This is a genomic window from Pseudomonas sp. 50_B, from assembly GCF_017491625.1.
Taxonomy (GTDB): Bacteria; Pseudomonadota; Gammaproteobacteria; order Pseudomonadales; family Pseudomonadaceae; genus Aquipseudomonas; species Aquipseudomonas danubii.
Map to the genome: position 1 here is coordinate 66,457 of NZ_JAFGYX010000008.1, position 24,858 is coordinate 91,314.

Annotated in this window: 26 protein-coding genes and 1 pseudogene; 10 read left to right on the forward strand and 17 right to left on the reverse strand. The window is 63.2% G+C overall.

Going from position 1 to position 24,858, the window contains the following annotated elements:
* Positions 1–3: 3 nt before the first annotated feature.
* The 9 genes from J5M73_RS13360 to J5M73_RS13400 form a co-directional block, all read right to left on the reverse strand.
* Entirely contained in the window at positions 4–642 is a 639-nt protein-coding gene (locus J5M73_RS13360; protein ID WP_207815777.1) for a MotA/TolQ/ExbB proton channel family protein, read from the reverse strand.
* A gap of 28 nt (positions 643–670) precedes the next feature.
* The gene (locus J5M73_RS13365) at positions 671–2,911 is read right to left on the reverse strand and encodes a TonB-dependent receptor (protein ID WP_102861217.1); all 2,241 of its coding nucleotides are present in this window, start codon (positions 2,909–2,911) and stop codon (positions 671–673) included.
* A 43-nt stretch (positions 2,912–2,954) separates the two neighbouring features.
* Positions 2,955–3,725, reverse strand: a complete 771-nt coding sequence (locus J5M73_RS13370; RefSeq protein ID WP_207815779.1) for an energy transducer TonB — start codon at positions 3,723–3,725, stop codon at positions 2,955–2,957.
* 4 nt (positions 3,726–3,729) lie between these two features.
* Positions 3,730–4,137, reverse strand: coding sequence for a biopolymer transporter ExbD (locus J5M73_RS13375; protein WP_060837609.1), 408 nt, complete (start codon positions 4,135–4,137; stop codon positions 3,730–3,732).
* A gap of 168 nt (positions 4,138–4,305) precedes the next feature.
* A complete protein-coding gene (locus tag J5M73_RS13380) occupies positions 4,306–5,295 on the reverse strand; it encodes a FecR family protein (protein WP_115581635.1) in 990 nt (329 codons plus the stop codon).
* Positions 5,292–5,867, reverse strand: a complete 576-nt coding sequence (locus J5M73_RS13385) for an RNA polymerase sigma factor (RefSeq protein WP_115581634.1) — start codon at positions 5,865–5,867, stop codon at positions 5,292–5,294. Before J5M73_RS13385 ends, J5M73_RS13380 begins: the two co-directional genes overlap by 4 nt.
* A 14-nt stretch (positions 5,868–5,881) precedes the next feature.
* Positions 5,882–6,208: a DUF3325 domain-containing protein gene (locus tag J5M73_RS13390; protein ID WP_102861213.1), complete on the reverse strand. Its 327-nt coding sequence runs from the start codon at positions 6,206–6,208 to the stop codon at positions 5,882–5,884.
* Positions 6,208–7,773: a PepSY-associated TM helix domain-containing protein gene (locus J5M73_RS13395; RefSeq protein ID WP_102861212.1), complete on the reverse strand. Its 1,566-nt coding sequence runs from the start codon at positions 7,771–7,773 to the stop codon at positions 6,208–6,210. Before J5M73_RS13395 ends, J5M73_RS13390 begins: the two co-directional genes overlap by 1 nt.
* Positions 7,770–8,075 carry a DUF3649 domain-containing protein gene (locus J5M73_RS13400; protein ID WP_102861711.1) on the reverse strand — a complete coding sequence of 102 codons (306 nt, stop codon included), beginning with the start codon at positions 8,073–8,075 and terminating at the stop codon, positions 7,770–7,772. The genes J5M73_RS13395 and J5M73_RS13400 overlap by 4 nt, the downstream gene beginning before the upstream one ends.
* Before the next feature lie 220 nt (positions 8,076–8,295).
* Between J5M73_RS13400 and J5M73_RS13405 the strand changes: the two genes are divergently transcribed.
* The 3 genes from J5M73_RS13405 to fecA all read left to right on the forward strand — a co-directional run bounded on the left by J5M73_RS13405 (position 8,296) and on the right by fecA (position 12,252).
* Positions 8,296–8,784 (forward strand): sigma-70 family RNA polymerase sigma factor, encoded by a 489-nt coding sequence (locus J5M73_RS13405; protein WP_102861211.1) that lies wholly within the window; start codon positions 8,296–8,298, stop codon positions 8,782–8,784.
* An 8-nt stretch (positions 8,785–8,792) separates the two neighbouring features.
* Entirely contained in the window at positions 8,793–9,758 is a 966-nt protein-coding gene (locus tag J5M73_RS13410; RefSeq protein WP_207815781.1) for a FecR family protein, read from the forward strand.
* A 133-nt stretch (positions 9,759–9,891) separates the two neighbouring features.
* Positions 9,892–12,252 carry a TonB-dependent Fe(3+) dicitrate receptor FecA gene (fecA, locus tag J5M73_RS13415; RefSeq protein ID WP_207815783.1) on the forward strand — a complete coding sequence of 787 codons (2,361 nt, stop codon included), beginning with the start codon at positions 9,892–9,894 and terminating at the stop codon, positions 12,250–12,252.
* A 67-nt stretch (positions 12,253–12,319) separates the two neighbouring features.
* Here fecA and J5M73_RS13420 read toward each other — a convergent pair whose 3' ends face one another.
* Both J5M73_RS13420 and J5M73_RS13425 read right to left on the reverse strand, forming a co-directional pair.
* Entirely contained in the window at positions 12,320–12,727 is a 408-nt protein-coding gene (locus J5M73_RS13420; protein WP_102861208.1) for an HPF/RaiA family ribosome-associated protein, read from the reverse strand.
* 213 nt (positions 12,728–12,940) lie between these two features.
* Positions 12,941–13,888 (reverse strand): LysR substrate-binding domain-containing protein, encoded by a 948-nt coding sequence (locus J5M73_RS13425; RefSeq protein ID WP_102861207.1) that lies wholly within the window; start codon positions 13,886–13,888, stop codon positions 12,941–12,943.
* Between the two features lie 135 nt (positions 13,889–14,023).
* Between J5M73_RS13425 and J5M73_RS13430 the strand changes: the two genes are divergently transcribed.
* The 3 genes from J5M73_RS13430 (at position 14,024) to J5M73_RS13440 (ending at position 17,296) form a co-directional block, all read left to right on the forward strand.
* Positions 14,024–15,400, forward strand: coding sequence for an L-serine ammonia-lyase (locus tag J5M73_RS13430; RefSeq protein ID WP_207815789.1), 1,377 nt, complete (start codon positions 14,024–14,026; stop codon positions 15,398–15,400).
* A gap of 63 nt (positions 15,401–15,463) precedes the next feature.
* Positions 15,464–16,759 (forward strand): serine/threonine transporter, encoded by a 1,296-nt coding sequence (locus J5M73_RS13435; RefSeq protein ID WP_102861205.1) that lies wholly within the window; start codon positions 15,464–15,466, stop codon positions 16,757–16,759.
* A 219-nt stretch (positions 16,760–16,978) separates the two neighbouring features.
* Entirely contained in the window at positions 16,979–17,296 is a 318-nt protein-coding gene (locus J5M73_RS13440; protein ID WP_102861204.1) for a DUF3509 domain-containing protein, read from the forward strand.
* Here the strand turns inward: J5M73_RS13440 and J5M73_RS13445 are convergent.
* A complete protein-coding gene (locus J5M73_RS13445; RefSeq protein WP_102861203.1) occupies positions 17,293–17,793 on the reverse strand; it encodes a phosphate-starvation-inducible PsiE family protein in 501 nt (166 codons plus the stop codon). The two genes, J5M73_RS13440 and J5M73_RS13445, sit on opposite strands and share 4 nt — an antisense overlap.
* Before the next feature lie 266 nt (positions 17,794–18,059).
* Here J5M73_RS13445 and J5M73_RS13450 point away from each other — a divergent pair.
* Positions 18,060–18,299 (forward strand): annotated as a pseudogene (locus tag J5M73_RS13450) (YebG family protein); the annotation flags it as partial.
* A 192-nt stretch (positions 18,300–18,491) separates the two neighbouring features.
* Here the strand turns inward: J5M73_RS13450 and J5M73_RS13455 are convergent.
* From J5M73_RS13455 to J5M73_RS13465, 3 genes are all read right to left on the reverse strand, one after another.
* Positions 18,492–18,917, reverse strand: a complete 426-nt coding sequence (locus J5M73_RS13455; RefSeq protein ID WP_207815790.1) for a hypothetical protein — start codon at positions 18,915–18,917, stop codon at positions 18,492–18,494.
* Positions 18,914–19,168, reverse strand: a complete 255-nt coding sequence (locus tag J5M73_RS13460; protein ID WP_102861200.1) for a hypothetical protein — start codon at positions 19,166–19,168, stop codon at positions 18,914–18,916. Before J5M73_RS13460 ends, J5M73_RS13455 begins: the two co-directional genes overlap by 4 nt.
* A gap of 110 nt (positions 19,169–19,278) precedes the next feature.
* The gene (locus tag J5M73_RS13465) at positions 19,279–20,298 is read right to left on the reverse strand and encodes a Glu/Leu/Phe/Val dehydrogenase dimerization domain-containing protein (RefSeq protein WP_102861199.1); all 1,020 of its coding nucleotides are present in this window, start codon (positions 20,296–20,298) and stop codon (positions 19,279–19,281) included.
* Positions 20,299–20,480: 182 nt separating this feature from the next.
* On the opposite strand from J5M73_RS13465, the gene J5M73_RS13470 reads away from it, so the two are divergent.
* The 3 genes from J5M73_RS13470 to J5M73_RS13480 all read left to right on the forward strand — a co-directional run bounded on the left by J5M73_RS13470 (position 20,481) and on the right by J5M73_RS13480 (position 22,696).
* A complete protein-coding gene (locus tag J5M73_RS13470; protein ID WP_102861198.1) occupies positions 20,481–21,284 on the forward strand; it encodes a transglutaminase family protein in 804 nt (267 codons plus the stop codon).
* 66 nt (positions 21,285–21,350) lie between these two features.
* Entirely contained in the window at positions 21,351–22,172 is an 822-nt protein-coding gene (locus J5M73_RS13475) for a class I SAM-dependent methyltransferase (RefSeq protein WP_207167082.1), read from the forward strand.
* A 56-nt stretch (positions 22,173–22,228) separates the two neighbouring features.
* Complete coding sequence (locus tag J5M73_RS13480; RefSeq protein ID WP_102861196.1) at positions 22,229–22,696, forward strand: GNAT family N-acetyltransferase; 468 nt, start codon at positions 22,229–22,231, stop codon at positions 22,694–22,696.
* A gap of 12 nt (positions 22,697–22,708) precedes the next feature.
* Here J5M73_RS13480 and J5M73_RS13485 read toward each other — a convergent pair whose 3' ends face one another.
* Together J5M73_RS13485 and maiA are read right to left on the reverse strand one after the other, a co-directional pair.
* A complete protein-coding gene (locus J5M73_RS13485) occupies positions 22,709–24,079 on the reverse strand; it encodes an aromatic acid/H+ symport family MFS transporter (protein ID WP_207815791.1) in 1,371 nt (456 codons plus the stop codon).
* A gap of 138 nt (positions 24,080–24,217) precedes the next feature.
* Positions 24,218–24,856, reverse strand: coding sequence for a maleylacetoacetate isomerase (gene maiA, locus J5M73_RS13490; protein WP_102861194.1), 639 nt, complete (start codon positions 24,854–24,856; stop codon positions 24,218–24,220).
* Positions 24,857–24,858: the final 2 nt, after the last annotated feature.

Here is a 24,858-nt window from a genome sequence, read left to right on the forward strand (position 1 = left end):
TCATCAGGCCGGTTGCAGACTGCCCTGGACCGTGGGTGCGGGGGCCTTCAGCGCGGTGCCCATGCCGGCGCGCAGCAGCAGGATCTTCAGGTGGTCGGTGATGCGCTCGACCCGGTCCTGGAAGTGGTTGTGGAAAATCATGCTGCCCAGGGCAATGGCGATCCCCAAGGCGGTGGCGTACAGCGCGGTGCCGATGCCCTTGGACACTTCACCGGGGTCGCTGACGCCGGTCTCGGCCAGGGCCTTGAAGGTGTCGATGATCCCCAGGATGGTGCCCAGAAGGCCCAGCAGGGGCGCGGCGGTGACCACGGTTTCCAGCAGCCACAGGCCATGCATCAGCTTGCTGCGGGTGGCGATGTAGATCGACTCGCTGAGGTCTTCCAGGTCCTTGTGGCTGGCCAGCCCCTGCTTGTGGGCAAACAGCTCGGCGACCATCTCCAGGGGCAGGCTGTTGCGCTGGCGCAGCTCGGCGGGCAGGTCGTCAACGCTGTGCATCTTCGGGTTGAGCACGCTCTCCAGTTTCTTCGCCTGGCGCAGGCTGAAGCTGAAGTAGATGCCGCGCTCCACGGCGATAAAGGCGGCAATCGCAGCGGCGCCGTACATGGTGTAGAAGGTGATGTCGTGCAGCAGATTCATGTCCATCGTCATTTCCTCTTGGCCCCGAAGGGCATCAGAACCCGGCTTCCAGGGAGACCATCGCGGTGCGTTCCTCACCGACGTTGTAGTAGGCGGTGCTCGGCGCCAGGCCGTTGGTGCGCTGGGTGTTGAACGACACGGTACGGGTCGAGGCCAGGTATTCCTTGTCGAACACGTTGAGCATGGAGAAGCGCAGGGTCGCAGACTTCAGCACCTTCTTGTCCACCGGCAAGTGGATACCGGCGTTGAGATCCACCACGGTGCGGCCGGCGATCTTCTCGTCGTTGGTCAGGTCGCCGTAGAAGGCGCCGACGTATTTGCCGACCACGTTGCCGTAGTAGCGCGAGTCGTCGTAGCCCAGGCTCAGGTTGAACATGTTTTCCGGCACGTTGGCCAGTTGCTTGCCGGAGGTGGGCAGCAGCACGTTCTTGTTGCTCAGGTCGTCCATCTGCTCGGACTGGGTGTAGGTGTACGAGGCGTAGTAGTTGAAATCGTGGGGCAACTTGCCGCTCCACTCCAGTTCCAGGCCGCGGTTCTTCACTTCGCCAACGTTGGCCACCACATAGTCGCCGTTGACGTCGGTGGTGGAGATCTGCCGGTCCTTGAAGCTGATGTAGAACAGGGTTGCGCTCAGGGCCATGTTGTCTTCGCTGTAGCGCCAGCCCAGTTCCTGGTTCCAGCTCAGCTCGGGTTTCAGGCTGATGGAATCGCCCTTGTTGTAGAGCACGTAGTTGGGCGGCGTACGCATGTTGCGGGTGACGTTGTAGAAGGCCTGGTTGTTCGGGTCGATCTGGTACTTGGCGTTGAAGCTGGGCAGGAACTCGTGGTACTTGGCGTCGCGTTTTTCCGGCTTGTCGGTGAGGCTGCCGAGGTTGTTGCCGTCACGTTCCACGTACTGGTAGGCCAGGGCCCCGGTCAGGGTCAGGTCCGGGGTCGCCTGCCAGGTGTCCTGCACCCAGAGTTTCTGCGCCGGGGTCACGGTGTATTGGTGACGGCCCTGGACCGTGGCGCCGTTGCGGTCCACCAGTTGGTCGGAACCGTTGTAGTCGCCCCAGACATTTTCCGGGGCGCCATTGCCCTTGATCCCGATGAAGGGCTGGGTCTGGCGCTGGCGGGCGCGCTCGTACCAGTAACCGACGTCCAGGCTGTGCTCTTCGTTGAGGTCCCACTTGAGCTTGGTGGTCATCCCGGGGCGCCAGGTTTCGGTCCACGACGGCCGGTAGTAGGTGCCGGCAGGCAAGCCGCTCAGGTCGTAGTTGCCGGCCTTGTTCGAGCTGGCGGACAAGCTGGTGGCGGTCTGGCCGCTGAAGCTGCCGCCGTTGGACCACACGTAGTAGGGGTTCAAGGTCAGGCTCAGGTCGTCGCGCAGCTGGAAGCGCTGGGTCACCGAGGCGGTCAGGCTTTCAAAAGGGTTGCGATTGAGCTTGTAGGACTGGGACACACTGCCGTTCTTGAACACGGTGCTTTCCGAGTAGTCCAGGCGCCGGCCCTGGTTCTGGAACTGGGCCTTGCTCAGGCTGTTGTAGTTGTAGTTTTCCTGCTGGTTGTACTTGACGATGGCGTTGGTGGAGTTGCCGTTGCCGTCTTCGAACAGGGTGTTCCACTCGACCTTGTCAGCCCGCAGGGTGCCCTTGCCGCGCCACTTGTCGCCCTCGGTGTGGGACGCCGAGACCCAGGTCTTGAAGCCGCCCAGGTCACCGGTGTTGAGACGGGCGAAGCTCTTGCGCACGTTGTTCGAGCCGATGGACTGCTTGGCGAACACGCCGAAGTCCTTGGTCGGGCGCACGGTCACCAGGCCGATGTTGCCGCCGCTGGAGCCGATGTGCGGGCCGTCGGCTTCGGACGAGCCCTGGGTGACGAAGACTTCGCTGAAGTTCTCCGGGTCGCCCATCAGGTTCGGGTAGATGCTGTAGTCCCCCGAGTCGTTGATCGGGAAACCATCGGCGGACAGACCCACCTGGTCGGAGTTCATCCCGCGCATGGTGAAGTTGGTGCCGCTCAGGCCGGTGGCGTCGGTGCTGGAAACGTTGATCCCCGGGGTGTACTTGAGCTTGTCCACGGCGTTGGCAGTGGGGGCCATCTGGTCCATGGCCTCCTTGGTCACGGTGGAACGTCCCTTGGCGCTTTCTTCCTTGATCATGTGGCCGTTGCCCAGGGTCTGTTTACCGGCAACGTTCACCGAACCGACGTCAACTGTATCCTCGGCCAAAACCAATGGCGCAAAACTGCCCAGGCCCGATGCCAGAAGCAGGGCATAAAGTTTATTGATCTTCACGGGTCAATCCCTTGCTTACAACTTTCGTTAATAGGTGATGGGTTTATTCCACGTTGTAACTAAAGGTCGCGGTAAAACGTTGCTTGTTCTTGCCGGAGAACGCGTCCGAGGGAAACGGTGAAACTTTCTCCACACGGCGCAAACTGGTTTGCGCCGCGCGATTGAGCAACATGTTCGGCGCCTTGTTTTCGATGCCACTGTCGAGCACGTTGCCGGCCCGATCGACTTCCAGCCAGATCACCACATCGCCCTGGGGACGTTGCAGCGAGGCCTCGCGGCCGCTGGGGTACTGCTTGTGCTTTTCCAGTTCCTTGCGCAAAGCGGCGGTGTACAGGCTTTCCTTGATTGCACTGGCGGGCGCCGCAGGTGCGGGGGCCGGAGCCGGTGCAGGAGCCGCTGGCGCCACCACCGGTTGCGGCGCTGCAAGCACCGCCGGCTGCGCCGCGGGGGCACTCCTGGCCACCTGAGCCGGAGCCGGCTTGGGTGGTTGCGGCTTGGCCACCAGCGGCTTGGGCGCCGGCGGTTTGGGCTTGACCACCGGCTTGGGCTTGGGCGGCTCGATCACCAGCGGCTCTTCCTCAGGCACCACCAGCGGTGGCTCGGGCTCGATCGGCAGCGGCTCGGGCTCAGGCGGTGCTGGCTCTGCCGCGGCCACCAGTTCCGCCGCATCCACCAGGGCAATTTCCACCGTGCTTTCGTCATACACCGGCTTGATCTGCAACTGTTGCAACTGACTGGCATAGATCAGCAGAAACAGCAGGCCGGCCGGCAGCAGGCACGCCAGCCACTTGCGAGTTCTATATAAACCGAACATGGCGTCAGGACTTGCGCGTAGCGATGGAGACGGAAGAGAAGCCATTGCCCTTGAGCAAGTCCATCACCGAAACCAGGCGTTTAACTTCAACACCCTGATCGCTGTTGATAATGATCACCAACTTTTCGCTGCCGTTGTTCAGCACTTTAAGTTGTGCCAACAGCGCCCCTTCATCCAGGTCCTGGCCGTCGAGTTGCAGGCGCTCTTGCAGACCCAGGGTAATCACCGCCTTGTTTTGCGGCTTCAATTGTTGCGCGGTACTGGCCACCGGCAACTGCGTCTTGATTCCCACGGCGGGAATCACGTTGAGACTGATCAGTACGAAGAACACCAGGAGAAACATCATCACATCGATCATCGGAATGATTTCGATGTGGGCCTTCTTCTTTTTTGCGACATCCCAGCTGCGCATCGTCTTGCTCCCGCTTCAGCCTTCCCTCCCTTGTGAGAGCTGAATCACAACCCTCGCCGATCCTGACCATGTGCTCAGGAATCCGCAGATCATCCGCGCCTGATATAACGGTTTGGTGACAGAAAGGTGTGATATCGATGAATGTTCGGGAGCTCTGGGACGGGCCTTTCAGCGCAGGACTATGAACCTGCCGAGGACTTGGTGCTGTTCGAACCCTAAGGCCGCCTGCAGGGAATCGAGGACCGCCTGAGGGTCCTTGCTGGAGAAACTGCCACTGACCCGGCGCGCTGCCAGTTGGTCATTGAGCAGCAGGATGCGTCCGGGGAAATAGCGTCGCAGGTCCTGCACCACCTCGGCCAGGGGCGCGTGGTAATAGTTCAGCCAACCCTGGCGCCAGGCCAGTTGCGCTTCGCTGTCGACACCCTGCAACGGGGTCGCCTGGCCATGACCGTACGCCACCTGCTGGCCGGCACCGAGCACCTGCTGCGCCGCGCCTTTGGCGGCCGTGACCGCGACACGCCCAGACAGCACCGTGACCTGGGCACCGTCGGCTTGCAGACGCACTTCGAACTGGGTGCCCAGGACCCGCGCTTCGCCCTCCCCGGCCGCCACCACAAAGGGCGCGCCCGTGTGGCTGACGCTGAAGAAACCGGCGCCACGACGCAACTGCACATGACGTTCGCCGCGGCTGAAGTCCACGGCAATGGCGCTGTCGGCGTCCAGGGTGACCTGGCTCTGGTCGGCAAGCATCACCGTGCGTACCTGACCCGGCGCGGAAACGTAATCGGCGCCCAGGTCATCGAGCCAACGGCCCGGCTGCCAGCCGGCGCCCAGGGCGATCACCAGCAGCACACTGGCGGCCATGGCCAACCCTGCCGACCAGCGCCGCCGGGCCCGAGCCCGGGCTCCGTCCATGGCGCGCAGCAGGCCCTGCAGGGCCAAGGCGTCTTCATCCGCCAGGGTCCGCGCCGGCTGTTCACTCAACTCCCACAGCACCTGGGCCTGGGCATAGGCTTCGACGTGGGCCGGATCGGCCTGCAGCCATTGGCTGAAGGTGGCCTGATCGCCGCTGCTGGGCTGGTCGTGGAGCAGGCTCAGCCAGGCCAGGGCGGCCTGTTCCTGGGCTGGCGTCGGGATGACTCTGGAGCGCTGATTCACGGTGCATTCCTTGGCGTGCGCGGGGGCGCAGGTTCCCGCAGGCTGGCCTTGCAGGCTTCGAGGGCGCGCATCATGTGTTTTTCCACGGCGCTTTGGGACAGCCCCATGACCTTAGCGATCTCGGCGTACTTGCGTCCGTGGATACGGTTGAGCAGGAAGATCTGCCGGGTTCGCTGCGGCAGGCTGCGCAGGGCGGCCTCCACGTGTCGCAAGTCATTGCCGGCTTCCAGGGCGGCCTGGGGCTCGCTGCCCTGGTTGTCCTGCTGTTCCGGTAGCCAGCCTTCACTGACCCGCACCCGCGCGCCTTCGCTGCGCAAATGATCGATGGCAATGTTGCCGGCGCAGCGCAGCAGGTAGGTGCTGAGCTCTTCGACCTGCACCAGGGGCCGGCGCCAGAAGCGCAGGAACAGGTCCTGCACCAGGTCCGCGGCGGTGGCCCGGCAGCCGACCCGGCGGCTGACCAAGGCTTCCATCTGCGAACGCTGGGACAGGAACACCTGCAGAAAATGCGCACGACTGCCCCGCAGATCGGGGTGATCCAGGTCGCCGGGGTCCGGTGGCAGGGCGCTCATCACGGTCCGCTCCCTCAGAACCGGGCCAGGGCCGCAAGGGGGCAGGCCAACAGACTGGCCCCCGCCATCGACAGCACCAGACGCGGGCGATAGGGCAGCAGCAACACCAGCAGCAAGGCACTGCACATCAGCACGGCGCACCACTGCACCAGCCCCAGGCTCCAGCCGGTGCCCTGCACTGCCGCCGCCAGCGACAGGCCCAGCAACAACCAGCCTCCCAGGCGCAGGCCCTGTTGGCGCCGAGTCGTGGGCTTGTGCCCCAGCACTTCGCCGTGATGCCGGTCCAGGGACAGGCACAGGCCGGTGAATCCGCTAAAACACAACAGCAGCGCCAGCAACATCAGTTCACCTCGGTGTCAGGGGGCAGAGGCCGCTGCCGGGCCGGTGCGTGCTGGCCGCGATGCAGCTTGCGCGCAGCCCAGGCCAGGAACAGGCCACTGCTCAGGCAGGCCAGGTCGAAGCCCGCCAGCATCCAGTCGCCACGCACCATGAAGCCGTCCATCAGGCTCGGGCTGGTCACCGCGTCCAGCAAGGGGATGCTGGAGAACAGCAAGGCGGCGAGGCTCAATTGCTCGACCCAGGCACGCCGCCCGGGCCGGACCACGGCATGCACCAGGCTCAGGCCCCACAGGATGAAGAAACTGTTGACCTCCCACTCGGCGCGCTCGGCGAAGGCTGCCGGCAACAGCCGGTTGGCCCAGAAGAAGCCGGCCACCGCCAGCACCAGCCCGGACATGCTGGCAATGTTCAGCACTTCCACCAGGCGCAGCTCGAAGGGCATGACCCCGCGCTTGGCGTGCTTGAGCTGGCGCTTGCCCAGCCAGATCACCAGCCCGGTGCCGATCATCGCGGTGCTCGCCAGGCCGCAGATAAAGTACAGCCAGCGCAACACCGGACCGGCGAACAGGCCCATGTGCAAGCCATAGAAACTGCCGCCGATGGCCATGGGCAGGGACTGTTCGGGGCTGGCGTCCAACGGCTGGCCAGTGACCCCGTTGAACGACACGCTGCTGCCAAGATCCCGGGCCACCCGGTCGGCGCTGTGGCGCATGACGTGCACCGACGCGTTCACATCCCCCGGGTGGTTGACCACCAGGCGCTGCGCATGGCCCCCCGGCCACTGCTCCAGGGCGTGCTTGAGCAGCGGGTCCAGGGGCGTCAGCGCTGCCGGCTGCCCAGCCGCCGGGATGCTGTTGCTGGCCGGCCGCAAGTCCTTGAAGAACGCATTGCTGTCGCCCTTGTAGGCCACCAGGATGCTCGCCGGCATGACCATGGACATGAAGATCACCAGGCTGCTGTAGGTGATCATCAAGTGGAATGGCAGCACCAGCACGCCCACCGCGTTGTGCCCGTCGAGCCAGGTGCGCTGGCCCTTGCGGGGCCGGAAAGTGAAGAAGTCCTTGAAGATTTTCTTGTGGATGATGATGCCGCTGATCAGGGCCACGAACATCACCATGGCGGCCAGGGTCGACAACCAGCGGCCCCAGGGATAAGGCATTTGCAACTGGAAGTGGAAGCGGTAGAAGAACTCGCCGCCACGGGTATCGCGCACCTGCAGTTCGCTGCCGGTGCTGGGGTCCAGGAGTTTTTCCGTGAACTCGCCGCGCTCGCCCGGGGCGCTCGGCGCCTGCCAGGCCACCGACAGCAGCGGCTGACGCGCATCGGGCAGGGTAATGAACCAGCGCTGCGCGCCCTGGCCGTGCTGTTCCAGGTAACGCTGGGCCAGATCCAGGCTGATATCGGCATGCACGGCCCGAACCGGGGCCTCCGGCTGCATCCAGTGGGTAATTTCTTCCTTGAAGTAGGACAGGGTTCCGGTGAAGAAAATCGCGAACAGCAACCAGCCGAACACCAGCCCGGCCCAGGTGTGCAGCCAGGCCATGGACTGACGCAAACCTTCCTTCATGGCAAGGCCACCCAATAGGCGCTGCCGGCGACCAGCGCCAGCACCAGGCTTGGCAGCAACAGGCCGAACCAGGCCTGCCAGGCAGTGCGACAGGCGAAGCACCAGAGCACCGCCAAGAGATAGAACACAAAGGAGGCCATCATCCCGCTGAGCACGGCGTCGGCCCGGGGAATGGGCAGCAGCAGGGTCAGGCAGACGCTGGACAGCGCCGCCAGCAGGTAACCACCCAGGACCGCGGCACAGACCCGCGAGACCACTGCCAGACGATAGGAAGCGGGAACTCCGCCGGCCTTGCTTTTCATGTTTGAACCTTGCAGCGAGGGGATGCCCGGGGCACTGCGCAGGCCGTCGGGGAGAAACAGGCGCACAATACTAATGATAAATATTCTCATGTGCAAAAAAACACCGACAACGCGGCCCATTTCTGTCGGTACGGGCTGATTGCCGAATGCCCTGTCGCAACACTACAATGCGAACAATTCTTGTTCTCTTATGCGCCTTATGGGTGCAGGAGCGTCCGACTTGTCCCATTGCGCTACCGTCGAAGGCCTCTACCAAGCCCATCACAGCTGGCTGAACACTTGGTTGCGGCGCCGGCTCGGCTGCCCGCACAGTGCCGCCGACCTGGCCCAGGACACCTTTATTCGTGTGCTCAGCGCCCGGGAAACACCAACCCTGATCGAGCCCCGGGCGTTTCTCACCACCATCGCCAAACGGGTGCTGTTCAACCACTACCGGCGCCAGGATCTGGAGCGGGCCTATCAGGAAACCCTGGCGCAGATGCCGGAACAGGTGGCCCCTTCCGAGGAGGAACGGGCCATCATCCTGCAGACCCTGATGGAGCTGGACGCCTTGCTCGACGGCCTGCCACGCCCGGTCAAGCGGGCCTTTCTGCTCTGTCAGCTCGATGGCCTGACCTACGGTCAGATTGCCGAGCAATTGAACATCTCCATCGCCACAGTCAAACGGCATCTGAACAAAGCCGCCATGCGTTGTTATTTCGCCCTGTGAGCACCTCGATGAATCCACACCTCAATGGCCAGCCCGACTTCAGCAACGCCGTGGCCGAACAGGCCGTGCACTGGCTGATCGAAATGCAAGGCGGCCCCTTGAGCCCGCGCCAGCAGGCGGCCTGGCAGCAATGGCACGACGCCCATAGCGAACACCAGCGAGCCTGGGCGCATATCCAAAGGGTCAATCAGCGCTTGCGCGGCTTGTCCTCGCCCCTGGCCCACGCGGCCTTGAATGCACCGAAATCCGCCAGCCGGCGCCAGACCCTGAAGCTGTTGCTGATCCTCGGTGCCGGCTCGGCCGCCGCCTGGGGCCTGCGGGAGCACAACCCGCTGCCGCCGCTGTTGGCGGACTACCGCAGCGCCGTGGGCCAGCGGCGCACCTTGCAACTGAGCGATGGCAGCCAGTTGCAGCTCAACACCCGCAGCGCGGTGGATGTGCGCTTCGATGGACAACAACGACTGATCCGCCTGCTGGAGGGCGAGATCATGCTCAGCGCCGGCCAGGACGCCCGGCCGCTGGTGGTACAGACCGCCCAGGGGCAGGTCCGCCCCACTACCGCACGAATCAACCTGCGCCAGTTCAAGGAGCACAGTCAGCTGGCGGTGTTTTCCGGAACGGTCAGTGTGACGCCTGCGCACTACAGCGCACTGCCGCCTCAGGTAGCGGCCGGACAACAACTGAATTTCACCCACAGCAGCTGGCAGCCGCCCCGAGCGCTGGATGCCGGCAGCGGTGCCTGGAGCGAAGGCATGCTGGTGGCGGCCCATATGCGCCTGGCGGATTTCCTCGATGAGTTGGGGCGCTACCGTCGTGGCCAGTTGAACTGCGATGCCCAGGTGGCGGACCTGCTGATCTCAGGCAGTTATCCCCTGGATGACAGCGAGCGGATTCTCGACCTGCTGGCCATCAGCCTGCCGGTCAGGGTGCGGCGCTTTACCCGCTATTGGGTCACGGTCGAGGCTCGGGCCTGATTGTCGGCAACCGCCATCCGTCGCTGGTTCTTTCGCTCAGAAAGATTTTTTCATGGCCGTTGAGCCGTTTTGCCCGGCTCGGGTGACAGAGAGGGAAAGCCACCTTGATTCCCCCTTCTCAGGATCGCCGTTCATGACCGAGCACCCCATCCGCCTCACACCCCTGGCCCGTACCCTGCGTCACCTGTTGCTAGGCGCCAGCCTGAGTCTTGCCAGCCTGCCCCAGGTCCTGGCCGCCACCACCGAGACCAAGCCTTACCACATTGCCCCGACCAGCCTGGAAAGCGCGCTGAACCAGTTCGGTCGTGCAGCCGGGGTACTGATCTCCTTCGGCTCAGAGGTCACCCGTGGCGTGCAAAGTCGTGGCCTGGAAGGTAACTACAGCCCGGAACAGGGCCTCAAAGCCCTGCTGCAAGGCACCGGCCTGCAAGCCCGGGCCGAGGGCCAGAATGCCTTCAGCCTGCAACCGGCCAACCCCGAGGCAACCCCGGCGTCGGTGCAGTTGGAGACCTCCAGCGTGGTTGGTGACTGGCTCGGCGATGCCCAGCAGAGCGATGTCTTCGAGCACCCTGGCGCGCGGGACGTGATTCGGCGGGAAGAGTTCGAGCGTCAAGGCGCGACCCAGGCTCGGGACGTACTCAATCGGATTCCCGGGGTCAATGCACCGGACAACAACGGCACCGGCAGCCACGACATGGCCCTGAACTTCGGCATTCGCGGCCTCAATCCGCGTTTGGCCTCGCGTTCCACGGTGCTGATGGACGGCATCCCGGTACCGTTCGCCCCCTACGGTCAGCCGCAACTGTCATTTGCCCCCATCAGCATGGGCAACATGGATGCCGTGGACGTGGCGCGTGGCGGCGGCGCCGTGCGCTACGGCCCGCAGAACGTCGGCGGCATCGTCAACTTCGTGACCCGGGCGATTCCCGATGCGCCAACGGTCAAGGGTGGTTTTCAGACCGAGACCAGCCCCTCCTCCAGCCATGACGGTTTCAAGACCAGCGCCAACCTGCTGGCCGGCGGCACGGCCGACAACGGCCTGGGTGGCGCCCTGCTGTATTCCGGCACCCGCGGCGGCGACTGGCGCGAACACAGCGACACGCAGATCGACGACCTGATCCTCAAGGGCAAGTACCAGCTCGACGAGGCCAACAGCTTCAACGCCATGGCCCAGTACTACGAGGGTGAAGCGGACATGCCCGGCGGCCTGAACGTGGCGGACTACAAAGCCGATCCGTATCAGTCCACTCGTCCCTATGACAAATTCTGGGGCCGGCGCACGATGTTCAATGTCGGTTATCACTATCAGGAAGATCGCCGGGAGTTCAGCGTCAACAGCTTCTTCACCAAGACCCTGCGCAGCGGCTACCTGGACCAGGGCAGCTTCCTCTCCCTGTCACCCCGCGAGTACTGGGTCCGTGGCCTGGAAACCCGCTTCGCCCAGGGCTTCGACCTGGGGGACAGCAGCCATGAAGTGGGCGTCGGCTACCGCTACATCAACGAAGCCGGGCATGAACTGCGCTATCGCACACCGCTGACCGCCAATCAGCAACTGCCCACCAGCAACAGTCGCAACGACCGGGACACTCGTGGCGGCACCGAGGCCCACGCATTCTTCGTCGACGACCGGATCGATATCGGCAAGTGGACCCTGACCCCGGGCATCCGCTACGAGATGATCGAGTCCCAGCAGAGCAACAACCTCACCCACGTCAAATACCAGGGCGACTACAACACCGCGCTGCCGGCGCTGAATGTGCTGTATCACCTCAACGAGAGCTGGAACCTCTACGCCAACACCGAAGGCTCCTTCGGCAGCGTGCAATACAGCCAGATGCCCAACCGGGTGGCCAGCGGCGAGGTCAAACCGGAAAAGGCCCGCACCTGGGAACTGGGCACCCGCTATGACGATGGCAACCTGCGGGCGGAGATCGGCGCCTTCCTGATCAACTTCGACAATCAGTACGACAGCAACCAGACCAACGACACGGTGATCGCCCGGGGCGAAACCCGCCACCAGGGTATCGAGAGCAGCATCAACTATGCCCTGGACGGCCTCGATCCGGCGCTGGCCGGTTTCAATGTCTACGCCACCTATGCCTACGTCGATGCCACGATTCGTGAGGACGGTCCGAACAAGGGCAACCGCGTGCCCTTCTCCTCCAAGCACAAGGGCACCCTGGGGGTGAGCTACACCGAAGGTCCGTGGAAGCTCAACCTCGACAGCAGCTACCAGAGCAGCCAGTTCGCCGACAACGCCAACACCTCGCGTGAAAGTGCCGACGGCAGCAACGGCCGCATCCCCGGCTACATGCTGTTCGGCACCCGTGCCGGCTACGACTTCGGCCCGCAATTGTCGGATCTGAATGTGGCGGTGGGCGTGAAGAACATCTTCAACCACCAGTACTTCACCCGCTCCTTCGATGACAACAACAAGGGCAAGTACGTGGGTGAGCCACGCACGCTCTATGTACAAACGTCAGTGGCGTTCTGACTTTTCTCGCCACAAAACAAAACGGGCCTGCAATGCAGGCCCGTGGGTTGGGGGAGAAACTCAGCCGTCAGCTATTGAGCGCGGCCTGTTGGTTTTCCAGGAATTCTTCTTCGAGCAGGGCATCCGCCTCGGTGCCGTCGCTGCTGGGCACGGCCGCCGCACGTTTGCCGCGCAATTTACCGAACATGTGCTCCAGGGCACTTTCCAGCTTGATGGTCGCACCATCAATGGCCTGTTCCAGGGTGTCGGCCTTGTGGGTCACGGAAATCGGCTGGTGACCTTTCGGACGGGCTTCCAGCTGGCAGCGCATATCGTCCGGACCTGACTTGCCACCGTTCTCGTCCCGCAGGTGGACCACGACCCGGGTCAGGTCTTCTTCGTAGCGTTCGAGCGTGCTTTCAACGGTGCTGCGCACCCACTCCTCCAACCGAAGGCTGCTTTGAATATGGTTATCGCTATGGACTTGGATTTGCATAGTTCTTCCCTTATTTCAGCTTGCTCGTAAGAGGGTCAAGGCAGGACGTTTGGACCTGCATTTCGTGACCTCTTGATTACACAATTAGGCACGGCGGCGAACATTTCAACCCCTTAAAAAAGATAAATATTCATACGCAAATAAAGCCGGACAAACTGCAAAGGCGCTGTTAAGGTCGGGAGTTAGCTCGATTCGGCTTCCTCGCTCAACCCCTCACAATTGCCCCTCACCCAGAGGGTGCAAGCCGCGAAATATCTCCGCTTCTTCCACCAGCCAGTCATGCACCGCACGCACCCCCGGATGGCTCAGGGCGCCCGGTGCATAGAGCAGTACATAACGCTTGTGATTGGGCACCGCCAGGCCGAAAGGCACGATCAGGGTGCCGCGCTCCAGTTCGTCATTGAGCAGGGTGCGCCGGGCAATCGCCACGCCCATGCCGGCGATCGCCGCCTCGATGGTCAGGTGGTTGCGGTTGAAGGTGTGGCCACGACGCACATCCGCGCCTTCGAAGCCGATGGCATTGAGGTAGAACTCCCATTCAGCGTATTCGAAGCTGCCGCGCCAGGCGGTGATGTCGTGCAGCAGGGGGAAATGCGCCAGATCTGCCGGCCCGTGCAACGGCGGACGGCCCCGCAGCAGACTCGGCGCGCAGACCGGGAAAATCTGCTCATCCAGCAACGCGGTGGACTGCAAGCCGGGGTAGCTGCCGTCGTTCAGGTCGATGGCCAGGTCGAAGTCGCCTTCGTGCAAGGCCACGCTGCTGTCTTCGGCCACCAGCCGCAGCTGGATCTCCGGATAACGCTGCTGCAGCCGCGGCAAACGCGGGGTCAGCCACTTGCCGAGAAACGAAGGGATCGAACGCAGACGCAGGGTGCCACTGATCATTCCCGCGTCCAGGCGTCGCAGTTCCGCATCGATGCTGCCGTAGGCCTCGCTCACCGTCAGCGCCAGCCGCTGGCCTTCGGCACTCAGTTCCACTCCCCGGGGCCGACGGTGAAACAGGCGCAGACCCAGGCGCTCTTCCAACTGGCGGATCTGCTGGCTGACCGCACCGGGGGTGATGTGCAGTTCTTCGGCACAGCGGGTAAAGGACAGGTGCCGCGCGGCACAGGAAAACACATGCAGCCAGACATAGGTCTGGGCATGAAACTGACGGCTCATCGTTTAGTCCTGCTAAAGGATCTCTTAGGAAGTTTCGTTGGTCAGTTCCGACCGACCCGGGCAGTATCGCCGACATTGCGCTTGGCCTACAAAAAATGGCAGCGATCCACCTTCCATTGCTTGTAAGGCTTTAGCATGGCTATCAGTGTTTTCGATCTTTTCAAAGTCGGTATCGGTCCCTCCAGTTCCCACACCGTGGGCCCGATGCGCGCCGCCGCCACCTTCGCCCAGGCACTGTTCGACCTGGGCCTGGAGGATCAGGTACAGCGGGTGCAGATCCGCCTTTACGGCTCCCTCTCTGCCACCGGTGTCGGCCATGCCACCGACCGCGCCAGCGTCATGGGGCTGATGGGCGAATGGCCCGACAGCATCGACCCGGGCAGCATCGGCCCACGCATCCAGCAACTGCGCGACAGCGGCCAATTGCTGCTGGGGGGGCGCACGAACATCGCCTTCGACTGGCAACAGGACCTGCTCCTGCTGGACCAAAGCCTGCCCTACCACCCCAACGCCATGTCCCTGACCGCCTCAGGCGAGCAAGGCACGCTGCTGGAGCAGACCTACTACTCGGTGGGTGGTGGCTTCATCATCGAGGCCGCCCAGGTCGAGGCCGGAACTGAAGCCGGCGCCAGCGTCGAATTGCCTTACGACTTCAACAGCGCTGCTGAACTGCTGGCGCTGTGCAAGACCCACAAGCTGCGGGTCGGCGAGCTGATGCTGGCCAACGAAAGGGCTTGGCGCAGCGACGCCGAAATCCGTAGCGGCCTGCTGCATATCTGGTCGGTGATGCGCGAATGCGTCGAACAGGGCCTGCGCCACGAAGGCATCCTGCCTGGCGGCCTCGATGTCCCCCGGCGCGCCGCCAAGCTGCACCGCAGCCTGCTGGAAATCGGCAAGCCGAATGTCATCACCTCGACCCTCTCGGCCATGGAGTGGGTCAACCTCTACGCCCTGGCGGTAAACGAGGAAAACGCCGCCGGCGGGCGCATGGTCACCGCTCCTACCAACGGTGCGGCGGGGATCATCCCGGCGGTGCTGCACTACTACATGAAGTTCAATCCCCAGGCCTGTGACGACGATGTCGTGAGCTTTTTCCTCGGCGCCGCAGCCGTAGGCATCCTGTGCAAGAAGAACGCCTCCATCTCCGGCGCCGAAGTCGGCTGCCAGGGCGAAGTGGGCTCGGCCTGCGCCATGGCCGCAGCGGGTTTGGCGGAAGTCCTCGGCGCCACCCCCGAGCAACTGGAGAACGCTGCCGAGATCGGCCTGGAACACAACCTCGGCCTGACCTGCGACCCGGTGGGCGGGCTGGTGCAGGTGCCCTGCATCGAGCGCAACGCGATTGCCGCGGTGAAAGCGATCAACGCCACCCAGATGGCCCTGCGCGGCGACGGCAAACACTTCATTTCCCTGGACCGGGTGATCCGCACCATGCGCGATACCGGCGCCGACATGCATGACAAATACAAAGAAACTTCACGGGGCGGCCTGGCAGTGAGCTGGGTGGAATGCTGAGGAGCCTTCCCTGACCGTCCGTAACACGTGAGCCCGAGCAAAAATAATAACGAGGCGATACCGATGACCGATGTACCCACACCTGCTGCCGAAAATCCCGCAGTAGCCACACCCCGCGACACGGCGACAGCCCGGCAAGGCTGGAGCAAGCACGACACCACCTGGATGCTCGGCCTGTATGGCACCGCCATCGGCGCCGGCACCCTGTTCCTGCCGATCAACGCCGGGGTCGGTGGCTTCTGGCCATTGATCGTGCTGGCGCTGCTGGCCTTCCCCATGACCTTCTTTGCTCACCGCGGCCTGACCCGTTTCGTCCTCTCCGGGCGCTCCGGGGACATCACCGAGGTGGTGGAAGAACACTTCGGGGTCGGTGCCGGCAAGCTGATCACCCTGCTCTACTTCTTCGCCATCTTCCCGATCCTGCTGGTGTACAGCGTGGCCCTGACCAACACCCTGGGCAACTTCATGGAGCACCAGTTGCACATGACCCCGCCGCCTCGGGCGCTGCTGTCGCTGCTGCTGATCCTCGGCTTGATGGCCATCGTGCGGTGTGGCCAGGACGTGATCGTGCGGGCCATGAGCCTGCTGGTCTATCCGTTCGTCGCCGCCTTGCTGCTACTGGCCCTGAGCCTGATTCCCAACTGGAACGGCGCGTTCTTCGCCTCGGCCAGCGAGGGCATGCCCCTGCCGCTGTTCTTCAAGACCCTGTGGCTGGCGATTCCGGTGATGGTGTTCTCCTTCAACCATTCGCCGATCATCTCGGCCTTCGCCCTGGATCAGAAACGCCATTACGGCGCCCAGGCCGAACGCAAGAGCAGCGGCATCCTGGCCACGGCCCACGCCATGATGGTGCTGACGGTGATGTTCTTCTGCTTCAGCTGCGTGCTGGCCCTGTCGCCGGCGGACCTGGTGGCGGCCAAGGAACAGAACATCTCGATCCTGTCGTACCTGGCCAACCACTTCCAGACCCCGGTCATCGCCTACGCCGCACCGCTGATCGCCCTGGTGGCCATTACCAAGTCGTTCCTGGGCCACTACATCGGCGCCAGCGAAGGCTTTCAGGGGCTGATCGTAAAAAACCTGCGGGGGCGCTCGCTGTCGTCCACCCGCCTGGAAAAGATCACCGCGCTGTTCATGATCCTCACTTGCTGGGCCGTGGCCACCTTCAACCCGAGTATCCTGCACATTATCGAGACCATGGGCGGACCGGTGATCGCCTGCCTGCTGTTTTTGATGCCGATGTACGCGATCCAGCGGGTGCCTTCGCTGCGCCAGTATTCGGGCCAGCTGTCGAACCTGTTCGTGGTGCTGATCGGCCTGATCGCACTGTCTGCGATCATTTACTCGGTCGTGCCCTGAAACGGGCAGGAATAAAAAAAGCGGACCTTGTGGTCCGCTTTTTTGTCCCCGCAATCATTGCCCGGCGAGGTTCCCGGCATGCCCCTTGCTTTGTTCATCCTTGAGCAACACGGACGTAGGCAAACCTCGGCACACGACCGGCCAGCGGTCTGGAATCGCGAACTAATTCCGCGCCCTGCCAGTCAATGACTGCACGATCCAATCAGGCGGTGACGCATCATGGACAACCCATTTCAACTGATTACCGACACCTTCACCCCGGATTATCAGGTCAACCTGAGCATCCAGGGCCTGGACGGCAGCATCATGCTGACCTTGTCCCAGGCCGGCCGCGTGGTGGCCAAGCGCATGATCAGCGCAGCCCAGCGCAATGACCCGCAGCGCATCAAGCGCCTGGTGCAAAGCATTCAATTCGGCATCGCCATCGAGCAAGGCCACAGCGCCGTGGCCATCCTCGAAGCCATGACCAACGGCGACAGCCTCGCACTGCTGCCGTCCGCTGGCCATAAGCCCGCGCCCCAGGCCTTGCGTTTCTAGAGCTCGCCCTTCTCCACTTCCGGGTGCTCGCCGGAGCCCGCGCCGATCTTGCGTTGCGGATGCTCGATCTTCACCGAGGGAAACTGCGACGAGGCGTAGCGCACCACCAGAATGGCGAAGGCCAGCAGCAGGATGCCGCCACACAGGTAGATGATCCCCAGGTCTGGCGGGCTGTGGTGCGAGACGTTGGAAATCAGTAGCCGGGTCAGCGCGGTGATCGCCACGTAGATCAGGAAACGCACTGGCATATGGTTGGTCTTGAAGTAGATACCGACCATCGCCCCCAATTCCAGGTAGATGAACAACAGCAGGATGTCATCGATCTTGATGTGGCCTGCCTCGAGCATCTGCAGGAATTCCATCACCGCCGCCCAGGCAGTCACCGCGCCAATGGCGAACAGCGCCAGGTAATGGAACGACTCGACAAACAGGTTGCCCAGGGACTCGGCCAGTTGATGGACGTTCTGCCGCAGGTTCTCGGCCCAATTGATTTTCACGATGGTTCTTCCTTAGGTCGGTTCGACCGGATGATGCGGATTGGACGTGACGGTTGTTCTGCATGCAGAAAAAAGGCCAGGAGCCGTCAATGAGATGGTGGCCGCCCGCAACGAGGCACGGCCCCATCACAATCGACCCGGGAAAAAAATTCCGTCTACATTAAAAAGCCACTATCCAAGGGAAAAGGATTCGCCTATTCTCTCGACCTGTATATAGATACAGTATTTATACAGACCCATTATCGTGAAGGCATGTGAGGTGGTGAATGGCCGTCGAAGTGGTATACCGCAGCAGCCGAGATCTGGAGCGCTTGTTCATGGATAAAGCCGAAGCTGACCGTCATGACAAAATGCTCGAACTGGCTGAAATGCTGGCGCAAGTGTTGCAAAAAGCCGTGCCGTCGCTGAGCGAGCAACAGGTGGAAGAAGCCGGGATCTACATGGCGAAGAACCGCGATGTATTCGCCAGGGCCTTCAAGAGCCAGCCGGATGCGTTGTCCGAATTGCTCAGCGCCCCCGCTCCCGCGCTGGAGGTGGTTGAAGCGCAGCAACCTGCTGAAGTCGAGGCGCCGACCAAACCGGCGAAAGCGGCCAAGGCAGCGAAATAGGCTTTACGCGAATTGAATAAGCTCTGTGTCCATGGCACAGGGCTTTTTTCATGTTTGCCAATCAAGGAGTGCCCTTGATGCAGCCGCCGGTCAAACGACTGCCGCGCCTTTCGGCTCGGGCAAATCGATCAGGTTGCGACGCAATATCGCAGTGATCTTGCCCATGAAAATCACGGGCAAATCGGTCGCGCCTCCATACAGGTCGACCATTCCAACTTCAACCGCGCTGTCGACGAGACTGGAGAACGCCTCGATATCTTCAGGCGCTATCAAAGCAACAAGGCTTTGTGGCAAATCATCCCCTCGACCATTCAATGCCAGTTGCGCTCCGGCCCTGTCCCAGGCCAGTAAACGATCTTTTTCCGGGTAGTCCTCAAGGTGCTTTAACAAGTCATCTACAGCAGGATGAGCAATACCTTTGCTCAGGCAGTAAGCCTCCAGGCACGCCGCAGCGTACAACTGCTGGTCCCTGACAGAACACCCGATCAATGGTTGGTCGGTATGGGCCTGGGTCATGGCGCAACCTCCCACACCCTGCAGCCTGGGGAGCAGTATCCGGACGCTATATCCATGGCTTCCAGGATTCTGTCTTCAAGTTCTGCAGATGCGTCATGCCTGAGCGACGCCAGATAGTTGTACACCGCCTGCGCGCCAACGCCCCAATCCCGGCACCGCTCAAGAAGCTGGCGTATCGATTGAATATCCGCACCTTTGCGCAACAGCGAGGACAACTGCTCATCCAGGCCACTATCCAGCACTTGAGGCATCGTCGAATTCACTCCTTGTCGTTGGCCTGTGAGGGTTCAGGCTCAGCCCGGCAACCTTTCCCGGGCCCTGATACTACAGAGGGCAAGCCAAAGGGATAAGACACAGCTACCTAACGGTACAGCACCCGCTCCGCCAGTTCGTCCGCGACCCGCGCCGGGGAGCGTTTTTCCGCCTGGGCGTGGGCGAAGATCTCCGTCAGCCGCAGGCTGATCTTCGACAGGTGCGCGGTGATCACCGGAAGCTGCTCATTGCGATGCTTGAGGGACACATAGATCAGGCCACCCGAATTGATCACGTAGTCCGGCGCATAGAGAATCCCGCGCCGCTCCAGTTGATCGGCCACTTGCAGGTTGGTCAGTTGATTGTTGGCCGAACCGGCCACCGCCGCGCAGCGCAACTGGGCCACGCTGAGGCTGTTGAGCACGGCGCCAAGGCCGCAAGGGGCGAGAATGTCGCAAGGGGTGCTGAGCAACGAATCGTTGGCGACGGGATGCGCCCCGAGTTGCTCCATGGCCAACTGCACCTTGCCGGCATCAATGTCGCTGACCAGCAGCTCGGCACCGGCGGCGTGCAGTTGCTCGGCCAAGGCAAAGCCGACGTTGCCCAGGCCCTGGATCGCCACCCGCAGGCCTTCCAGGTTGTCGCTGCCCAGGCGGGCCATGGCGGTGCTGCGAATCCCGGCGAATACGCCCATGGCGGTGTGGGGCGACGGGTCTCCGGCGGCGCTGGTGCTGGTGACGTAGCGGGTCTGCTGAGCGATGCAGTCCATGTCGGCCACCGAGGTGCCGCTGTCGATGGCGGTGATGTAGCGCCCGTCCAGTTGCTCGATGCAACGGCCAAAGGCCTCGAACAGCGCCGCGCGGTTTTCCACATGGGCCGGACGGATGATCACCGCGGTACCGCCGCCTTGAGGCAAGCCGGCCAGGGCCGCCTTGTAGCTCATGCCCTGGGCCAGTCGCGCAGCGTCTTCCACGGCACTGGTGGTGTCGGGATAGGCCAGATAACGGCAACCGCCCAGGGCGGGCCCCAGGCGGTTGTTGTGGATGGCGATCACTGCCTTCAACCCGGTGCTGGGGTCGACGCTGAGGTGCAGCGATTCAAGGCGAGTGCTGTGCATGAGAGCGAACATCGACGGGCTCCCGAATCACTTCTTGTAGTCGCCAGTATAGGCTTGCGCCTGGAATTTGCTGCGCCAGGCTGGAATAAGCCGCAGGCTTTTGCAGGCATTGGGAAATAACCTGCTACCACCTGTGTCAGCACTGGACGAACCTGCGCCACGAGGCTAAAACGAGGCATCCGTCGGAGGTTGAGATGAACCCGCGCCAAGCCTTTTTCGCCTGCCTGCACCGCTCGCCACCAGCCCTGCTGGAAGCGGCCCTGTGGATTGCCGCCGAGCATGCACCAAAACTTGTGCCCGAGCGTCACTTGGAAGCCTTCAAGGAGATCCAGCTGCAGATCGGCAGCAGCCTGCCTCATCTACCGCCGAACGAACTGGGCCAGCCACTGTTGCGGCGCATGAACGACCTGGGCTTCCAGCAGGACGAGCACCTGCCTCTGCGCCCCCAGGCGGCGCTGATGGACAAGGTCCTGGAATCGCGCCGCGGGCAACCCCTGGCCCTGGCCCTGATTGCCCTGGAGCTGGCACAACGGTTGCAGATTCCCCTGGTGGGGGTGAACTTCCCCGGGCACTTTCTGCTGCGGGTGCCCGGCGCCGACCATCTGCTCGATCCCTGCGGCGGACGCCGACTGTACCCCGCCGACTGCCGGGAACTGCTGCAACGCCAGTACGGCGCCCATATCAAGCTCAGTGCCGAACACCTGGCCAATGCCGAGCCGCTGCAGATGTTCCAGCGCCTGTCGCGCAATCTGCGCCAGTTGCACCTGTCCTACGACGACAACCTGGCGGCCCTGATCAATGCCGAGCGCGTGCTGGAACTGGGCAACGGCAGCGCCGCCGACTACCTGGCCCGGGCCAGCCTCTATCAACGCCTGGAGTGCCCGAATGCCGAGCGCTTCGACCTGGAACACGCCTTGCTGCTCAGCGACGACCCGATCCAGCGCCTGCGCCTGACCGAGCGCCTGGGGCATCTGCCGCCCAACAACATCGTCCATTGAGAGCTGGGCACTGCCTGCGTGCGACAATCACCCGCGCGCCACCTCCGCTCACCGCTTGCATCAAGGATGAACAGCATGAACAGTGCCGAACGCTTTCTTCAGGACTTTCACCAGCGCCGCCCCGGCACCACGCCACCGGCCTTTTCCGGGTTGAGCCTGCCGGGACGCGGTTCCTCCTACGACATGCTGGCCGCCACACTGGCCACCGCTCGGCCCGGCGCGCAACTACTGGACCTGGGCTGCGGCGACGGTTTCCTGCTGGATCTGCTCGCCAGGCAGTATCCCGCGGCGCGATTGGTCGGTGTGGACATGAGCACCACCGAACTGCAGGCTGCACGCGCCCGTCTCGGGGAGCGCAGTATGTTGCTCAATGAGCGTGCCCAGTCCCTGTCCCTGGCCACCGATAGCGTCGACGCTGTGGTCTCGCACCTGGCGCTGATGCTCATGAGCGATATCGAACAGGTACTGGCCGAAGTGCATCGAGTCCTGGCCCGGGGTGGACAACTGTCGGCCATCGTCGGCCGCAGCTTTCTCCTGGGCGAACCGGGCCAGCGCTACTTGCAGGCCTTTCGTGCCGCCGCCCAACGCGACCGGCTAGCGCCCCTGCCTCTGGTGGACCCACGTACCCAGTCCCCGAGTGGCTGGCAAGAACTGTTGGCGCGCCATTACCGTGACGTGCAATTCGAAGAGCTGGACCTTGAATGGACCCCCACCTTCGAGGAGTTCTGGAACTCCCTGGGGGAAACCTACGACCTTGACCGTCTGACGCCCGCCACCTGCACACTGATGAAGGACGAACTGCACGGGGCCATGCAACCCTTGCTGCGGACGGACGGCACGCTGCTGACCGGCTGGGGGCTGCTGCTGATCCAGGCCAGGGCCGCATGACAGCCCCACCCGAGCTCAGGCAGGATGCTCGGCTCACTCCACGGAACGGGCACAGCATGCTGATCAGAAAAGCTCATGGCGGCGACGCGCAACGGGTCTTCGACATTCGTAACCAAGCCATCAACCACCAGTGCCGCGGCCACTACCCCGACGCCGACTTGCAGGTATGGACCGCCGGCAGCCTGGCGGACTACTTCATCGAAGTGGTGGAAAACACCGGCTACGTGGCCGTCATCGACGACCAGGTAACCGCCAGCGGCCTGCTCGACCTGGAGACCGGACAGGTCGACGCGGTGTTCGTCGACCCGCCCTACATGGGCCAGGGGATTGGCCGGCAGATGATGGCCTACCTTGAGGAACGGGCCCTGCAAGCCGGGCTGCCGCACCTGATCCTGGACTCGACCTTGAACGCCGCCCACTTCTATCGTCAGTGCGGTTTCGTCGGCGAGCGGATCGCCCAGTACCAGTCGCCCCGGGGCCTGACTCTGGCCTGCGTGCCGATGATCAAGCACCTGGCACGCTGAACCGACAGCACATCAGGACTTGAGCGGTGCCTGCAGCTCGGGGGCCACTCCCGCCCCCCCTGCGGGAGCCTCGGACGGCGAGCGCACCTGGATGATCAGCAAGGCCGCCAGTACCGCCGGAATCGCGCAGAAGAAGAAAATCTGCTGCACCGGGATATGCATCGCCAACAGCAGGCTGCCGAACAAGGGCCCGAGGATCGAACCGAAGCGCCCCACCCCCAGCGCCCAGCCAGTGCCGGTGGCGCGCACCTGAGCCGGATAGAAATTGCTGGCGAAAGCGTTGAGGGTCAGCTGGCCGCCGATAATGCAAAAACCGGCGGCGAACACGAACACCACCAGATAACGCGGGTTGTCGTGATTCAGGCCGAGCAACACCGTGCACAGGGCCGCGGCGCCGAGCACGGCCGCCAGCAAGCGCACCTTGCGCTTGAGGCGGTCGGCGAACCAGGCCATGCAGATCGCCCCCAGGGTGCCGGCGAAGAGGAACATCGAGGTCACCAGATTGGCCTGTTTCAGGGCCAGGCCACTTTCCAGCAGCAAGGTCGGCAACCAACTGATCATGAAGTACAGGAGGATCAGGCTGACAAAAAACGTCGACCAGATCAGCAGCGTTGGCCGCGCATAGCCCTGGCGGAACAGCTCCAGCACCGTGAGCTTGCTGCCTGCCGGTGCTTCAGTGGCGTCGCCGACAACCGGCGGTGGCTGCCAGTCCGGGAGCATCTGCGCAGTGACCTTGCGCAAGCGCGCATAAGGCGGCGCATCGCGCAGCAAGCGCGGCAGGGATTCGGGCAGGCGCCAGACCAGGAACGGAAACAGCAACAACGGCGTGATCCCACCGGCCAGGAACACCGCCTCCCAACCGAAGCGGTCGATGAAACCGGCAGCGACAAAACCACCGGCAGCGCCACCGAACGAGAAACCGCAGGCGGCCAAGGTCACCATCAAGGTGCGCAAGCGTGGCGGCGAATACTCGGACATCAGGGCCATGGCGCTGGGCATGGCGCCGCCCATGCCAATCCCGCAGATAAAGCGCGCGGCCATCAGGCTGTCGAGGGAATTGGCGAACACCATCAGCACCGTCAGGCTGGCGTAGATCAGCACGCAACCGAGCAGAATCCGTCGCACCCCGAACCGGTCTGCCAGAGGTGTCACTGCCAGAGAGCCGAGAGTCAAGCCCAGCAGGTTGGCGCTGAACACCGGGCCGAAGGCGGACTTTTCCAGGCCCCAGTCCTGGGCCAGGGCCGGCACCACATAACCCAGGACCTGGGCATCGTAGCCGTCAGTGACCAGCAGCAAGGCGAGAAGCAACAGGAGCAACCACTGATAGCGGGACACCGGGCGGGCGTCGAGCGCAGCACGAAAGCTGGCAATCTGATTTTGCATCGCAAGGTACCTGTTCGTTTTTTATGGTTATGAGCAGCAGTGTTGCGCAGGTCACAGGCGGTGACCGCTCAAGCCCCGTTGCGGGGCCCGGTTGATACGGATGCCACACTGCCCCGCACGCCGGGGCAGCGTGCAGGCTCAGGCCGGGGTGTCCGGCTGGTTGGCCGGGTGCGCAGCCTGGAACGCCGGGTGCGCCGCAGCCAGGGCTGCGACTCGGAGAATCCGTGGATACTCATCCAGAGACACCTTGAAGCGCTCGGCGGCATACAGCTGGGGAATCAGGAACACATCGGCCAGCCCCGGCTCATCGCCGAAACAGAAGCCGTGGTCACCGATCAGTTGTTCCAGGGCGGCCAGGCCCTGGCTGATCCAGTGGTCGATCCACACCAGCAACTGTTCTTCCTCATGCCCCCACTCGCGCAGCAGGTTGAGGGTGCTGGAGTTATGCAGCGGATGGACGTCGCAGCCGATGATCGCCGCCACCGCCCGTTCCCGGGCACGGCTGGCCAGGTCCTCGGACAGCAGCGGCACCTGTGGATAACGTTCCTCCAGGTACTCGATGATCGCCAGGGACTGGATCAGCAGGTCGCCGTCGTCGGTGCGCAGGGCCGGTACCCGTCCCTGGGGGTTGATCTCCAGGTACTCCGGCTGGCGGTTGGCGCCGCCCTTGGGCACCAGCAGGTTGACCGGGATGGCCTGGAACTCCAGGCCCTTGAGGGCCAGGGCAATCCGCACCCGATAGGACGCGGTGGAACGGTAGTAGGTATAGAGCTGCATGG

Excerpts from the sequence above, each read along its gene's own strand:
- J5M73_RS13475 (WP_207167082.1), top strand. The coding sequence starts at position 21,351 with ATGAACAGCATGAACAGTGCCGAACGCTTTCTTCAGGACTTTCACCAG.
- J5M73_RS13420 (WP_102861208.1), bottom strand. The coding sequence starts at position 12,727 with ATGCAAATCCAAGTCCATAGCGATAACCATATTCAAAGCAGCCTTCGG.
- J5M73_RS13360 (WP_207815777.1), bottom strand. The coding sequence starts at position 642 with ATGGACATGAATCTGCTGCACGACATCACCTTCTACACCATGTACGGC.
- J5M73_RS13370 (WP_207815779.1), bottom strand. The coding sequence starts at position 3,725 with ATGTTCGGTTTATATAGAACTCGCAAGTGGCTGGCGTGCCTGCTGCCG.
- J5M73_RS13480 (WP_102861196.1), top strand. The coding sequence starts at position 22,229 with ATGCTGATCAGAAAAGCTCATGGCGGCGACGCGCAACGGGTCTTCGAC.
- J5M73_RS13460 (WP_102861200.1), bottom strand. The coding sequence starts at position 19,168 with ATGCCTCAAGTGCTGGATAGTGGCCTGGATGAGCAGTTGTCCTCGCTG.
- fecA (WP_207815783.1), top strand. The coding sequence starts at position 9,892 with ATGACCGAGCACCCCATCCGCCTCACACCCCTGGCCCGTACCCTGCGT.
- J5M73_RS13455 (WP_207815790.1), bottom strand. The coding sequence starts at position 18,917 with ATGACCCAGGCCCATACCGACCAACCATTGATCGGGTGTTCTGTCAGG.
- J5M73_RS13410 (WP_207815781.1), top strand. The coding sequence starts at position 8,793 with ATGAATCCACACCTCAATGGCCAGCCCGACTTCAGCAACGCCGTGGCC.
- J5M73_RS13400 (WP_102861711.1), bottom strand. The coding sequence starts at position 8,075 with ATGAAAAGCAAGGCCGGCGGAGTTCCCGCTTCCTATCGTCTGGCAGTG.
- maiA (WP_102861194.1), bottom strand. The coding sequence starts at position 24,856 with ATGCAGCTCTATACCTACTACCGTTCCACCGCGTCCTATCGGGTGCGG.
- J5M73_RS13440 (WP_102861204.1), top strand. The coding sequence starts at position 16,979 with ATGGACAACCCATTTCAACTGATTACCGACACCTTCACCCCGGATTAT.
- J5M73_RS13485 (WP_207815791.1), bottom strand. The coding sequence starts at position 24,079 with ATGCAAAATCAGATTGCCAGCTTTCGTGCTGCGCTCGACGCCCGCCCG.
- J5M73_RS13430 (WP_207815789.1), top strand. The coding sequence starts at position 14,024 with ATGGCTATCAGTGTTTTCGATCTTTTCAAAGTCGGTATCGGTCCCTCC.
- J5M73_RS13465 (WP_102861199.1), bottom strand. The coding sequence starts at position 20,298 with ATGTTCGCTCTCATGCACAGCACTCGCCTTGAATCGCTGCACCTCAGC.
- J5M73_RS13470 (WP_102861198.1), top strand. The coding sequence starts at position 20,481 with ATGAACCCGCGCCAAGCCTTTTTCGCCTGCCTGCACCGCTCGCCACCA.
- J5M73_RS13390 (WP_102861213.1), bottom strand. The coding sequence starts at position 6,208 with ATGTTGCTGGCGCTGCTGTTGTGTTTTAGCGGATTCACCGGCCTGTGC.
- J5M73_RS13385 (WP_115581634.1), bottom strand. The coding sequence starts at position 5,867 with ATGAGCGCCCTGCCACCGGACCCCGGCGACCTGGATCACCCCGATCTG.
- J5M73_RS13375 (WP_060837609.1), bottom strand. The coding sequence starts at position 4,137 with ATGCGCAGCTGGGATGTCGCAAAAAAGAAGAAGGCCCACATCGAAATC.
- J5M73_RS13395 (WP_102861212.1), bottom strand. The coding sequence starts at position 7,773 with ATGAAGGAAGGTTTGCGTCAGTCCATGGCCTGGCTGCACACCTGGGCC.
- J5M73_RS13435 (WP_102861205.1), top strand. The coding sequence starts at position 15,464 with ATGACCGATGTACCCACACCTGCTGCCGAAAATCCCGCAGTAGCCACA.
- J5M73_RS13425 (WP_102861207.1), bottom strand. The coding sequence starts at position 13,888 with ATGAGCCGTCAGTTTCATGCCCAGACCTATGTCTGGCTGCATGTGTTT.